This window comes from Mucilaginibacter sp. RCC_168 (assembly GCF_041355315.1).
In the GTDB taxonomy this organism is placed as follows: Bacteria; Bacteroidota; Bacteroidia; order Sphingobacteriales; family Sphingobacteriaceae; genus Mucilaginibacter.
The window spans coordinates 1-15,083 of sequence record NZ_JBFUPN010000043.1 but is presented as its reverse complement, the minus strand read 5'-3'; the positions used below and the strand labels follow the sequence as shown (position 1 = coordinate 15,083).

At 39.8% G+C, this 15,083-nt stretch carries 6 protein-coding genes; 5 read left to right on the top strand and 1 reads right to left on the bottom strand.

What is annotated here, in order from left to right; translation table 11 throughout:
* The first annotated feature begins 49 nt into the window (after positions 1-49).
* Genes AB6735_RS27330 through AB6735_RS27310 form a run of 5 tightly spaced genes read left to right on the top strand, consistent with a single transcriptional unit; the run spans position 50 to position 12,084 of the window.
* On the top strand, positions 50-1,183 hold the full coding sequence (locus tag AB6735_RS27330) for a hypothetical protein (protein ID WP_370999366.1): 1,134 nt from the start codon (positions 50-52) through the stop codon (positions 1,181-1,183).
* Between the two features lie 49 nt (positions 1,184-1,232).
* Positions 1,233-1,805: an OmpH family outer membrane protein gene (locus AB6735_RS27325; protein ID WP_370999365.1), complete on the top strand. Its 573-nt coding sequence runs from the start codon at positions 1,233-1,235 to the stop codon at positions 1,803-1,805.
* Positions 1,802-2,410 (top strand): hypothetical protein, encoded by a 609-nt coding sequence (locus AB6735_RS27320; protein ID WP_370999364.1) that lies wholly within the window; start codon positions 1,802-1,804, stop codon positions 2,408-2,410. The genes AB6735_RS27325 and AB6735_RS27320 overlap by 4 nt, the downstream gene beginning before the upstream one ends.
* A 17-nt stretch (positions 2,411-2,427) precedes the next feature.
* On the top strand, positions 2,428-7,782 hold the full coding sequence (locus AB6735_RS27315) for a hypothetical protein (protein ID WP_370999363.1): 5,355 nt from the start codon (positions 2,428-2,430) through the stop codon (positions 7,780-7,782).
* 33 nt (positions 7,783-7,815) lie between these two features.
* Positions 7,816-12,084, top strand: a complete 4,269-nt coding sequence (locus AB6735_RS27310) for an RHS repeat domain-containing protein (protein ID WP_370999362.1) — start codon at positions 7,816-7,818, stop codon at positions 12,082-12,084.
* Positions 12,085-13,824: 1,740 nt separating this feature from the next.
* Here AB6735_RS27310 and AB6735_RS27305 read toward each other — a convergent pair.
* A complete protein-coding gene (locus tag AB6735_RS27305; protein ID WP_370999361.1) occupies positions 13,825-14,955 on the bottom strand; it encodes an acyltransferase family protein in 1,131 nt (376 codons plus the stop codon).
* Positions 14,956-15,083: the final 128 nt, after the last annotated feature.

Here is a 15,083-nt window from a genome sequence, read left to right as displayed (position 1 = left end):
AAATTGACTTTGGGCATATATTCTTAAGCAACTTAAACCTCCTTGTATCATGAAGAAACTCATTTTTTCCTTATCCTTGTTTTTAAGCTTTTCAACATTTGTACATGCCCAGTGGATAACCAGCGGCACAATTACTTCAACCACTAATTCCGTTGGTATTGGCACAACCACGCCACAGTCATTACTACATATCTCCGGAACGGGTACGTTCATTAATCAAAGCTCGCAGTTTGATCCGAAATCATTAATCATACAATCTAATAATGGAGGTCGGGGTCTGGCAAATGGCGCGCAATTGGAATTTGTTATTCCTGCCAATACCGATGGAACTAATCCATGGGGACAAGCCCGAATTATTACAGTAGCTGGTAATAGCAATACTAGCGATCCTACTGGTAAGATGGTTTTGGGTACCCGGAGAATGTTTAATAAAGTCGGGGCAGGCGCAACGTGGTACTACGGGGATGATATCACCATTGATGGAGTGGGAAATGTCGGTATTGGGACCACCACCCCACAAACCAATCTGCATGTAGTTGGTACCGGTACTGATAAGGATGGAGATAATAGCCGTCCCCTTGTTGGAGGAGGGTTAACCATTCAGGGAAACACCGGACAAAGATCAACCACCTCGGGGGCGCAATTAGAATTCGCAATTCCTACAAACGCTAACAATGCCGGCATGTGGGGACAAGCCAGAATTATTGCAGTTAACGGTACAGCCAATAATGGTGAAGTCAGAGGAAAAATGATCTTGGGTACCAGGAGGAATTTTGATAAATTAGGTACAGGCACTCAATATTATTATGGCGATGACCTCGTAATCGACCAGGCCGGCAACATAGGTATCGGAACAACCACCCCTAAAGAAGCCTTATCGGTAAACGGAAATATTCGCTCCAAACAAGTTACTGTTGAATCGGCCAACTGGCCGGATTATGTTTTCAAAAAAGATTACCAATTGCCCTCTCTTCAGGAAGTAAAAGCCTACATCGATCAAAATCAACATTTACCGGAAATACCATCAGAACAGCAAATTGCTAAAGAGGGATTGAACCTCGGAGAAATGAACAAATTATTAATGAAGAAAGTGGAAGAGTTGACTTTATACCTGATCGAGCAAAATAAAAGAATAGAAGACCAGCAACTACAAATTGACAAATTGAACCGAGCACGCAATTGACCTATATCATAAAAAAAATCATTTAATCAAATAAACATTTAAAATATACATGTCAAAACAAGTCACTATTCCTAAAAAAAACAATTATTTCGTCCTTGCTTATCATATCGTCATTACTGGTATAGTCGTCTTTTTGTTACTCAGCTATTTTTTCAAAAATGATAAAATTGCCTATGTGGATTCCACTAAAATCTTTAATGAATATAAAGGAGCGGCTGAAGCAAAAAAGGTATTTCAGACAAAAGCTAAAGTATGGCAAAGTAATATTGATACATTAACCAATGAGGTTAAAACAGCTATTCAAAAATATGAAAAAAGCCTGGCCACGATGTCTTCTAAAGAACAAGTCCTTGCCAAACAGCTCATCCAGATTAAACAAAAACAACTGGCAGATTACCAGAGAGGAATCCAGGATAATGCCAAACAAGAGGATGGTAAATTAACACAAGCGGTGGTTGTGCAGATCAATGCTTTTTTAACAAAATATGGCAAAGCGCATAACTATAAAATGATACTGATAGCTAACCAGTCTGGGACCATTGCCTATGCCCGTGAAGGTCTTGACATTACATCAACCGTGATAGAAGAACTAAACAATGAATATTCATCCGATAAGAAATGAGAAAAGGGACAGATCGGCTTTTGTGGGGATTAGCGTTTCTGATCTTGATTTCTGTCTCGGTATCCTGCAAAAAGAAAATCAGCAACAATGCTGATCTGATGGAATATATCAGCAACCCGGAGAATGGTTTGGTAAAAACGGTCGAGATAAATAAAATTAAAGCGGAACTCCGGTATAAACCTTGGCAGTTGATGTCGGTAAATCAAAATAAAATACAAAAACAGGCCACCGAAAACGCAGAAATTGCCATGAGGAATAAATATTTTTTTGTGCTTAGTCTGTCGGCCAATGATAAAGAGTTACTAAGACAATTACCATTTAACCAGTACAGCGAGATGGTGCAGGTATTAGCTTTCAGGATGATGAATTACATCAGTTTGATGCCCGATGATAAGAAACCGATTGTTCCTGAGGGTTGCCTGTTTCAGCAAACTTATGGGATGGCCCATGCCAACCAGCTATTAATAATTTTTGACAAAACAAAACTGGAAACTGCAAAACAACTAAAAATAAAAATAAAAGAGTTTGGGCTGCGTATAGGTGACCTGAATTTTCAGATCAATAACAAAGACATCCAGGATTTACCAGATCCTATAATAAATTAATAAAATACCGAAACCTAATGGCTATCACAAAAAGAACCAAAGTTAAGATCAAAAAGGTTATTTCCCTTTTTGTGCTTTTTACGTTACTTAACCAAATGTTTGCGCCAATGGTTGCTTATGCCTTGACGGCAGGGCCCACCGCTCCCGAAGCAACCAATTTTGAACCAATTGATACTACGGATATGGTAAATCCCTTAACAGGAAGTTTTACTTATGGTGTACCTTTATTGGAAGTGCCCGGACCGGAAGGCGGGTATCCGCTGGCGTTATCTTATCATGCAGGTATACAACCCAATGAAGAGGCTTCATGGGTGGGTTTGGGCTGGTCATTAAATCCCGGCGCGATAACAAGAAATGTAAACGGTTATCCGGATGATTGGAGCGCTGCTTCTGGAGCTGGAGGGACTATGAGTAATCGTTGGGCTGGTGGTTCTCAATCAACATATTCAGTAGGTGTTAATATAGGTTTAGCCGGATCACCAGCTTCGGTAAGTGCAGGTTTATCTTTTTCTTCGGATACATACAGGGGATTTGGTGTGGGTATGTCTTTTGGCATCGGTCCCAATTTAGGGGACAAATCGCCTTTGAGCTTCGGTGTGCAGGTTGGGGTTTCACCTTATGGTGGTGGATACGTTGGTGCTAATCTAAATTATAATGCAGGGGCTATTGGAAATTCCGGCTTAAGGAGCAGTCTGGGTATTGCTGCACAAACCAACTTTCAATCGGTAAGTGGAACACTGAATGGGGGGGTGAATAGTTCTTCTGGTTCTATGGTTGGGGCGTCTATAAGCACATCCGATATTAAACCCTCTTTTTCGGTAGGTGGGGGAGCTATAACCTCGGTCAATGATGTTGACAAAGGCAAAATAAGTACTTCCTCAGATGGCTTTTTCTTTGGTATTCCAATTTATCCAGGGGTAAGTATCGGTTTAGGTTACCAAAACATAAGGTATTGGTCAAGTACAAGTAACGACTTTACCGCAAATGGTGTTTTAAATAACCACTCTTCCATAGGCTCAGTGACCGAGCTAAACACAACAGATGATGACAACTACTCCCTGTTGGATCCCAATCTATCCATAGTAGATAATCCAGAACCTCGTGGGCAGCTAGGCGGAACCTATCCCAACTTTGATAATTACAGTGTCACGGGGCAAGGACTTGGAGGTAATATAAGACCTTACGCGTTTTCTACCGTGTTATTTAATCAAAATAGAATCAATAATACAGATCACCCTCATGATATATATGGGGAAGCTGTCGCCTCGAATATTACACCAGCCACTCTAGGCAAAAAATGGCAATTTCGATTTATTAATGATCTTTCTAATTCGTACAGGCAGGGGCAGCCGTGGAGTACCGATCAAACATATAACTTTGATGGAAATCCCCAATATGGTAATAATGACGGAGGTTATGGTTATGATGCCAGTACTAACCGTTTGGAGGGGACGAACCATATAGAATATTTTACAAATGCACAGATCATCGATAAGACAGCGGCTGGAAGGGGATTTATTGATTGTGATCAAGCTGCTGGTTTTGACAGGGCAAATATTAATTTGCCCAATCAGATAGGCGGGTTTATGATTACTAATGCAAGCGGCGTTACCTATCATTATGCATTGCCAGCCTATAGTAGGCAGGAAGTAGCGTATACTCAAAGTAAGGATGGTACCACTAGTAATACTTTAAACAAAAACACCCCTTATGCATATACATGGTATTTAACGGCTATAACAGGACCTGATTATGTATCGCGAGGATCAACTTTAGGAAATATTGATAAGGGAGACTGGGGATATTGGGTGAAATTTGATTACGGAATGTTTACTAATATATATAAATGGCGAAATCCAACCGAAGGTTATCAGGCTGATATAGACAGCCAATTTGTAAGCTATTCATCCGGAACAAAAGAACTTTATTATCTAGACGCGATTGAGACGAGAACGCATACTGCATTATTTGTAAAAGAACGGCGATTAGATGGTAAATCTATTGGAAGTTTTAATGATTTTGGTGTAACGAACAGCGGGTTTAACGAGTTTTCGGAGAATACTTTGGGTTTAAGCTACATTTTACTAATGAAGAATGATCAGTTGTTATCATCTCTCAGTACCATCAGAAATGCTTCAAATGGAATAACAGATGGCTATATATCAAAAAACGTTGTAGACATCAATGACGTTAGTTCTTTAACAGAGAATATTATCCCAAAGACTATTAGAAAAATAAAACTAATACATGATTATTCTCTCGTCCCGGGTACAACAAATAGTTTTGATGCTAATAATGTAACTGCCAAAAGCGGAAAATACTCATTATTATCTATTGATTTTCAAGGAAAAGGCGGATCTTCTATTACACCCCCAATACAATTTCAGTATGATCTGGATTCAGCAGACCCGGCAAACAATGATAATATTACCATAACCAACGCCGTGGCAAATCAGGCAGGAATAAATCAGCCGGGTACAATCCGGGTGGGAACTCTGGGGCGGTTTAAAACAGGAGATATTATCACTTTTACGATAAATGGAACGAGTTATTATTGCACATTGGTATCAACGGCTGATAATAGTAACTTCAATGTCTTGTTTTTAAATAACTCACCCGGAACAGGTAGTAATAATACCACACAAGCCGCCAGAAAAACTAAAAACCCACCGTATAACGTTGATGCCTGTGATAATTGGCTTTGTTATAAATCGGATTACGTTGCAAATAATGATAACGTGAAATTATCCCGAATGACTAGCCAGGTATCCAATATGGCAACCGATGTATGGTCGATGCGGAAAATAGTTTCCGGTTTAGGGAGCAATATTAATATTAACTATGAAGGAAACAGTTATAATAAATCAATCCTTACAAAAAATAGATCAATTATTCTTCTGCCGGGCGCAGCCAATACAACTCGGAATAGTACAGCGAATTATACTTTTACGGTAGCCCCCGGCAGCCCGGATTTAACAGCGCTCTTTAAAGTTGGCGATAAGACAAGCATGATTTATATGATGTATAGATATGCCAATAGCCAACTTGCAACAGTTAACACGGATGCCCAATCTAAGACACCGCTTATCGTCACAGCTGTGACACCAAATAAGATAGCGATCAATGTTTCTGCTGAAATGGATCAGGATATATCTTCCTATATCGATGGTTTCCAGACGGCTAATATGATCACCAATGGAGGTAATTTAATATATGGAGGCGGTATTAGGGTTAAAGATTTAATAGTGAATGATTTAAATGGAAATATCACTAAGACATCATATGATTATAGCATGCCGAATTATCCTGCCGGACAGACAAGCTCATCAGGGGTTACTGCTTATGAGCCATATATATTTGATCCGGATAACCTAGTGGCTGTCCGGACTCGTTCGGGAGATGCAAATTATTCAACGGATGTTCTGGAAAAGCCTTATCGGAGAGAGTTATATAAATTGGGTAATAAAATATTAGCTATTTCAAGGGAATTACCATCGCCAGGAGTGACGTATGAGTACGTAACCGTAAGAGATTATAATATCCTTTCGAATGGGGCAAGTGTGCCAATTAATGGCAAAACAACATATCAATACCAGGTATTTAAACCCGAAATGATCGGTATTTATGATTACAATGATCTGAAGGGGGTTCAACCGGCTTCAGGTAGCGGACCAACTATCAGTAGCTCAAATCAAGTAGTCACGGGATTAACCGGACAGGCGAAAAAAGACCGTACCATCAAAGATTACACAAGCCGGATAGGTAATTTAAAACGGGTGATCACCTACGATAACCTGGGAAATAAACTTACGGAGAAAATCAACCATTACTTGTATGATGATCTGGATAATACAACATTTCAAAACCAGATGGATAACTACGAGCCTCGTCTCGCGGCTTACAATGGAGTTACCTACAATAATATGGGCGTAATTAAAGAACGGTACGGGAACTCCCGTTTTATTGTAAATAGTTTTCAGCAGGTCGCCTCGATCTCTGTATACCAAGGTTCAAGCTTTTTAATGATGAGCAATAAGGAAACCTTTCCATCTATACAAACGGGTACTACGCAGATTGATTATAAAAATGGTACCCGTATGGATCAAACCAATCTCGCTTATGATTATTACACGGGCGCGGTCATTAAAACATTGACAACTGATTCATATGGCAATCGTTTCGTCAACCAGGTTACCCCAGCCTATATGGCAGGCTACGGAACAACATATCCGGCATTAGGGTTAAAGACCCATGATGATGTGCCAGGAGCTGTGCAGCATAAACAAATGCTCACTCAACAAGCATCAAACTATACTTTCAGTGTGGATAATAACAATACGCCCATTGGTGTGGTAACGGCATCGGTACAGACCTGGTCGAACGCAGTACCTGTCTTGGATCCCAATGAAAATACGGTTACGGATAGCTCCCAATCCAACATATGGCGGATTGAAAAGAGCCTTTCCTGGCTGGCACCAGGAAGTTCCGCCACGAATTTAATACCATATGATTCATTTGTTGATTATTTTTATCCGGGAGCACGCGGCCCCAACTTTAACTTTCCTCCTGGCAATACGAATCCTGCCTGGAAAACCACAAGCCAGATCACTCAATATAATGTTTATTCTGCAGCGTTGGAAGCCCGCGATATCAATACCAATTATGCGGCAACGCGGATGGGCCACAATAGCAGTAAGGTACTAATTACAGGTAGCCCGGCCCGGTATAATGAGATTGCCTATGCCGGGGCAGAAGACGTCTTGTTAAGTAATGGAAATTTCAGCAATAATATAACCAAGGGCAGCGGTACGGTCGTTGTGGATTCCACCAATGCTCATACCGGAATGAGCAGCTTAAAGGTAACGGCTGGGGCAAATGGATTTACTTACAATGTACCCATTTCAAAGTTGGCTCCTAATCAAAGCTACCATGTTGCGGTGTGGGTAAAGCCAGCTACAGGCACCAGCTTTAACCAGGCTCAGCTGTACTATACAGCGAATGGAAGTACGGTAACGCCGACACAGACTTATTCAAAAACTGCAGCTAATTGGTGCCTGCTGGAGATGACGGTACCAGCAACTGCGATAGCGGGTACTACTTTGGCCGTTGGCTGTAAAAATGCATCTGCTACCGATATGTATTTTGACGATTTTCGTTTTCAGCCGATATCCGCTTCGGCAACCGCGTTCGTTTACGATAATCAAACGGGTGAGCTGATCTATATATTGGACAATAACAATTTATTTACCAGATATCAGTATGATGCCATAGGCCGCCTGGTTAGAACATATAGGGAAGTTTTAGGAAAAACTAAAGCTCCTATTGTTAATGCAGTAAGGTATCACTACCAAAGGAATGGCAACTTAAATTAACGGTTAATTAAAAGATAGTCAAAATATAAAGCAATGACAAAACGGTTAATACTCACGACACTCCTTATTTTGCTGGCGGTTTCCGGGAGTTATGCACAGGATATTATAAGTTCGGCTCCAATCGTTTTACCGGTTTCACCACAAACCTCTTATTCGGTAGCATCGGGTAATACGGTAAATATCATCAGTAAGCAATCCGTTACGTTGGGGCCGGGAACAACATTGGCAAGCGGATCGGTGGTGCGTATTTCGGTGAACGCTACTTTAGTAGTCCCGCCGCCTTCCAACCCGTCAAACGATTTCGATAAAAATTGGGTTAATGTAATCAGTTATGACGAGAACGGGAAAGAAATAGGAGCCAGCAAAAAGTTTTTTGATAATAATGGCAAATTAATCCAAACCCAGATAAAAAACGAAACAACCACTCAGGTATTGGCAAGTCAGCCATTGTATGATTTGCAGGGAAGAGCAGTTGGCAATACTTTATCTGCCCCTATCAATAACGCTGCATTTGCTTACAAAAACGGTTTTGTAACCAATGGCGGTAACAATTATAGCTACCTGAATTTTGATGGCGATCCATCCAACGCGGGTAATCCTTATGCAAAGCTCAATGCACCCGATGCTGTTGATAATAGTCAGCAAGGTACATTGGGCTGGTATTACAGCAATAATAATACCCAGGAGCCAATGGTTGGTGCAACCGGATTTCCCTATAGCCGGACTGATTTTTATCATGATGGTACGGGGGCGGTTAAGCGGTATTCAGGAATTGGAGAGCAGCTCAAAATGGGAACGGGGCATGAGGCAACCAGTAACAGTTTCCCGGTACAACACGAACTGGATAATTACCTGGCTATCCGTAACCAGTTTTTCCCTTCGGCTACCGCAGGTATGGGCCCCGCTACATTAGCAGGGCAAGCCTTGCAGTCGGTAGCAACAGACCAAAATGGAACGACCGTTTTATCCGTAACTGATCTGTCAGGCAAACAAAACCTAATGACAGGTAGAGCCGATGTTAACGGGTATTTGCCCATTAACAACACAATAACCGCGGTTAACCAGCAACCTTTATATAGCTTTACCGCGGCTAATCCTAACGGATCGACAATTAATAGTTTAACCGTTTCCTCACCTAATGTAGTGACAGTTACTTCTTTATACGATCACAATGATGCTTCGTGCGGATGTGTATCACCAGATTATACCGGGATAGGTAATAATTATGTTTACAGCGGTACTGATCAAAATTCTTATAAAGTTACTTCAAACTATCCATTCTGGGTAAGCGAAAATTTATTTATCGGTGCCCTGCCGAATCCTATTGTACCCTTGTACGACCAGGCCGAAGCGCAATCGGTGGAGCCTTCAGGTACGTCTGTACAATACTTTCGGCTAAATGCCACCACCCCGGTAACGATAGCGGGTAATTATTATTCGCTGTACAATATGACGACAGAGGCAGATATCACCTCCTCCTTTACCAGCGGAAGCTCGTTACCCGCGGGTTATTATAAGCTGACGGCCAATCCCGCTCCAACTTCAGGAGCTAATCCTGCAGGTACCAGTACAATTACCGTAACTTATGCCAACAAATATGCCGATCTTACTTATAACTATTATAATCAGTTAGGGCAATTAATTGGTAGCATAGCGCCAAACGGTGTAAACGCCTTATTGCAAAATGGTTACGGCGGCTATACATCAGCCAGTCAACTGCCATTTATCACTTTATATCAATACGATTTGAAGGGGCGTATGATTGCTGCTGCTACCCCGGATGGCGGAACATCACAATTTGTATACCGCCTGGATGGCAAGATCCGTTTTTCGCAAAATGCCTATCAGAAAGTCGCGGCAAATGCAGGAGCCGGGAATGTAGAGAAATTCTCTTATACCAATTACGATACCTTTGGAAGGCCCATTGAATCCGGGGAATACGCGGTAACCACAGCCACTTTTGCAGGCCTTACTGCCAATACCACCCTGCTCGAAGCAACAGGGGCAGCAGCCAACATCGCCGGGACAACCAAACTTTCGCCTATAAATACCTATTATGATATACCGGCAACAAACCTTGCCCTTGCAGGCTACACACAGGATGCCGGCTTTTTAAAGGGATCAGTAAGCTTTACCAGCAATGCCAACAATACTACCTGGTATAACTATGATGATCACGGCCGGGTTACCTGGATGGTAAAGCAACTGGCTGGATTAACAGGCTATAAAACGGTTAATTATACTTATAACGACCAGGGTAACGTAAGCGTAGTGGAATACCAACGCGGCACGCCTGCAGAACGGTTTTTGCATTATTATACTTATGATGCTGACAGTAGACTGATCAATGTACAAACCAGTACCGATGGTACCAATATGGCCCAGCAGGCGCATTACTATTACTACCTGCATGGCCCCTTAAAGCGGACCGAACTGGGCGACCAACTGCAGGGAATAGATTATACCTACACGTCTCAGGGGTGGCTGAAGGCCATTAATACCCCAACGGGCGATGCGACGAAAGACCCACAACAGGATGGAGCATCCAACAACTTTGCTAAAGATGCCTTTGGCATGCAACTGGAATACTTTAATGGTGATTATAGCCGTACAGGTAGTAATATTACCAATATCCCTACAGGTACAGTTAATTATTACAATGGAAATGTAACAGGGATGAGCTGGCAAAGTAATAAACCAGCATCGGTAGTAAGCGCCGACCCTACTATACAAAACCCTACGATGTATTCGTACGCCTATGACCCCAAATATCAATACACCAAATCGGCATGGGGAACGCCGAATTATAGCAATGGCTCTTTTGCGCCGGCTACGAAGTTTGCCGAAAATAGTATTAACTACGATGCGAATGGCAATATGCTGGGCCTGCAGCGAACCAACAGCAGTGGCACTTTGAGTGATAATTTTTCACAATATACTTACCAGGCGGGTACCAACAAACTAAATACAGTAGGAAATAGCGCTGCCCCAGCAGCCTACGCCAGCTTTACCTATGATGAAATAGGCCGTTTGAAAAGTGAAAACAAAGCTGGCTCCGCATTTGCCTATTATTTGAAATACGACGTAACAGGTAAAATTACTGGGATATATGCTGATGCGGCATTAAGCCAGTTGAAAATAGGTTATGCCTATGATGAAAACGGGAACAGGATCAGCAGAACAGATAATACCGGACCCTCACCTGCCGCAACCTACTATGTATATGGTCCCAGCGGAAACGTTTTGGGAATATATACCGGAACAACATTAAGTGAAATCCCGGTATATGGCAATGATCGATTAGGGACCTATTTTACCAGCGGCACCCGGTACGTGTATGAAATAAGGGATAATGTAGGTAGTGTGAGGGTGGCCATCAACCGGAGCAAGGTAAACGGACAGGCAGATATTGTACAATATAATGACTATTATCCCTATGGTAGTATTGCCCGTAGCGGTGGTTCTGGGTACCGTTATGATTACCAGGGAGCCTATGCAGAGAAAGATCCGGTTACCGGGTTTAGCAATTTCGATCTGCGGATGTATGATAGCCGGATCGGTAGATGGCTATCGACCGACCCTAAAAATATTGGATTTACGCCATATAATGGCATGGGTAATAATCCAGTATCGTCTTTTGATAAGGATGGAGGTAACCCAGAGGAAAAACCCGATGGCACACCATTGTATGATCCTGGTGATTGGCATGTTTCTGACAGGATCAATAATACAGATGCATGGCGGAAGGCAAATTTATACAATTTACAGAATGGCAATTTTGATCAATACCAAACTATTACACAAAGAACGGATTTTTACGGTTGGTTCCAAGGCGTTACTCAAAGTAGAGGATTTGAAACATTATGGCCAGGAGCGGCATATATAGTTGCGAGACAAATGTCAAAATTAGATAATTCGATCATCGCCTGGTGGGTAGGAGATGATGTTGTTAAGTTTGGTAATGCGGGCAACACCGCTATATTTAATGATGTTTTTGCTAACTTGGGTAAGTTATATAATGGACCTGTATTGAAAGGCTCAGCTGCGGCAGATTGGGATAGAAGAGCCTTGCATCATGAACAATTTGATGTTGTGCAACCAATATATCTAATACAATCAGCAGAAACTATTAAAATATTAACTAATATGGCAACAGGGAGTTATCTTTATGGATTAGGCGTAACAGGTCCACTACGTTTTGAGGGTAATCTTATGAACCCGCAAGATAGGTATGATCACGGAGCGACTAAGGTTACAAACTTTTATAAGCTACAACAAATATATAATAAAGCAGGATGGTAAAAAGCATAATGATTTATACACTATTGTTAACTGTGATAGATTTATTAATAAATCTGACTATTAACTTGCTTCAAAAGAATCCAGGTGGGGTAATACTAATATCGATGGTTTTAAGAATATTGTGTTTGTTTATTCTATTTCCATTTATTAGCTTGATACTGTCATATTTTATAATTCAAAATAAGGCAAATATTAGGCTAACAATATTAATAACCTCAGTAATTGTCTACCTGCTGATTCCGTTAATTATTTATCTTCTTAAAAGCAACAATAAAGGCTTGCTAAGTGTTTTTATTGATTTACATCTCAAATTTAATCTATTTTCGTTGATTTTTTTACCATATATTATTGCCTGCATTATAGCTTTTTATATTTCAAATAAATTTGAGCTGTTTTAACGTACCAAAGCACAGACATTGGGATTGGCACTGTATTTTATAACTGATTGTCAAAATCCAAATGTTAGTATTATCTTTCCAATTTGTGATAGATACTCAAGAGAGACTACAGGAGGTATTTCAAAAATATGGCGTTATACAGTAGAGTTTAATAACTTTAAGTAACGCTAATAATAGAATAAAATGGAACACTTAATAAGGCATTTGTTTCATCTTTTTGATGAAAATTTCCCCTATAGTTTCCCCCTTCAAAAGAAAAAGCACGAAAATCTTTTCCTATTTTAAAATTTACCACTTTAGTTCGATTCCTAATAAGAATCGAACCGTAAATAAATGTGAAGCCGAATAAGGTTAAACAATGGTAACTATATTTGGTGAGCCTGCTTTTTTTAATTGTTCGATAATGAAATTAGACAGGACGCAAATTAAGACAGTAAAAAGGATCTGTAGTTAAATCTTTCTCAAAGGCAGATAGAGTCCGGACTCGTAGGTTTTCTTTAAGCTCAAGTGAGATAAAGTTAGTAGAACGCAAAACAAAAATGCGGTAAATAAGTCGGAATTATTAGAATTCGGGTAAGATGCCTTTTAATTAGGGAGAAGCCCGCCCCCTAATATACTTACTACATTAAATTCAAGCCAAGATGATCAAGCTTTTGAGAAATTACTCGCAATTATTTTTGACGGGGCAGTTTTTCGATTTTAACATTACACATACCAGCGATAATAATAATCAAAAATAAGCCTCGATATAAGCTATGACAGGTTTGGCGATATCTGCTGGCAGATACATTTTTTCTGCGTCGATTCGCTTTTGATCTTAGTACTTATAATGTCTCTGCCGAAGAAAAAGGAAAAAAGACTTTCACTTTGAATTCCGGATGGCGAAATCTTGTATTACAACGATTAAATTGCCGCCAGGATTCGATGTGGAAAGCTTGCTATCAAATGCAAAGCTAAAATTCAACTGTGGAAATTACGAAATCAGCTATTTATACAACCCAGCTGTCCGTAGAGTGCAGCGCTGTCCAAATGTCTCCGACTTCGGACGATTATGCTCACCGAGTGGTGATATAATGATGGTATGGTCCAGATAGGGTTATATACTAATCGATTGTTAATTATTATCCAGTATGTTTGTAACAAACAGGTAACAAAAGCCATCAAATCAAAGCACAGTATATGTGCCCTATTTGGTGCCCGTTCTTGTTTGTTTCTGATATAACATATTGAATATCGTAGATTTAAGGTCCGGATAATCATCCTGCCATCAACCGAAACAAAATAAATTCGTCAATTAGTTGAGTTTACTAAAAGGGAATAAGCGTGTGAATGGGAAAAATAATTATTTTCTTGGTTTAAACTTCGTTTTGAGTTTGAGAAAATACTTTTCAAATAGAAAGTAGGACAATATTGGTACAATAATTATTCCAACAATATTAACAGGGTAAGCTGCAATAAAATTGGGCAATCTGGGTTCAATGCCGATGAACAACATATGCCATATGTAAATGCTATAGGATAAAACACCGATAAAGGAAAGCAATTTTGTATTTAGTAGCTTAAATAACCAGTCGTTTGTTGGCATTAAATTAGTGATGATCAAATAGCCGGTTATTAATGAAATGGTAAGATTTATATAAACCGCTTTTATAGAATATAAAGGATCGTATTGTAAATAAAAGATCAGAATAATAGCTAACACATTACCGATTATTTTGGTAGATTTCAACCATCTCTTATCAAAGGTACCGCTAGAGACCATTAAGGAAAAGAGACAACCAACACTGATAGCCTGGAATTTTATTAAATAATGTGTAAATCCGTAAAAAACGCCTTTGTTTAATGAAGTATAAACCGACTGAAGTACACATAATAAAGGGAGCCCGAAAACAATAAATAGGATGATATAATAAAATGTTGATTTATTGATCTTTAATATAAATGGAAACAGAATATAGAATTGTTCTTCAACTGATAATGACCAGTAATGTCCAATGAGACCGGCAAAACTATGACTTCTAAAATAACTAAAGTTCATTACATAAAAGACTGCTCCGGCAAACTGAAATTTGGGAATACCTAATTGGTAAATATGATTTAGTAATATGATCACTCCAATATAAAGATAAGCAGCTGGGAATATCCTTAAGGCCCTCCGGATATAGAAGTTTGTTAACGATAAGCTACCTGTGTCATTTTTTTCTTTCAGGCATAAGGAAGTGATCAGAAAGCCACTTAATACAAAAAATATATTTACCCCTAATGCTCCATTAAAAATGAGCTGATACAAGTAACTTGATGAAAGATTTAAATGAAATATTACAACTATAATAATAGAAATACCACGGATGCCATTTAACGATGGGTAATATTTATTTTTAATAGCGTCTGATAATACCGGTATAGGTTTTTTGAGGGTATCTAACTTAATAGCGTCTGATAATACAGGTATAGGTTTGAAGGTATCTAACATCTGCTAAATATATCAAAAAAAGTTAATTTAGTTATCATTATGGATGATTTTATCAGGGCTGACGCATAAGAAAGGATAAAAATGCGTGGTGTTATCAACAAAATGTTAATAAAGAAGGAGTAAGTTTA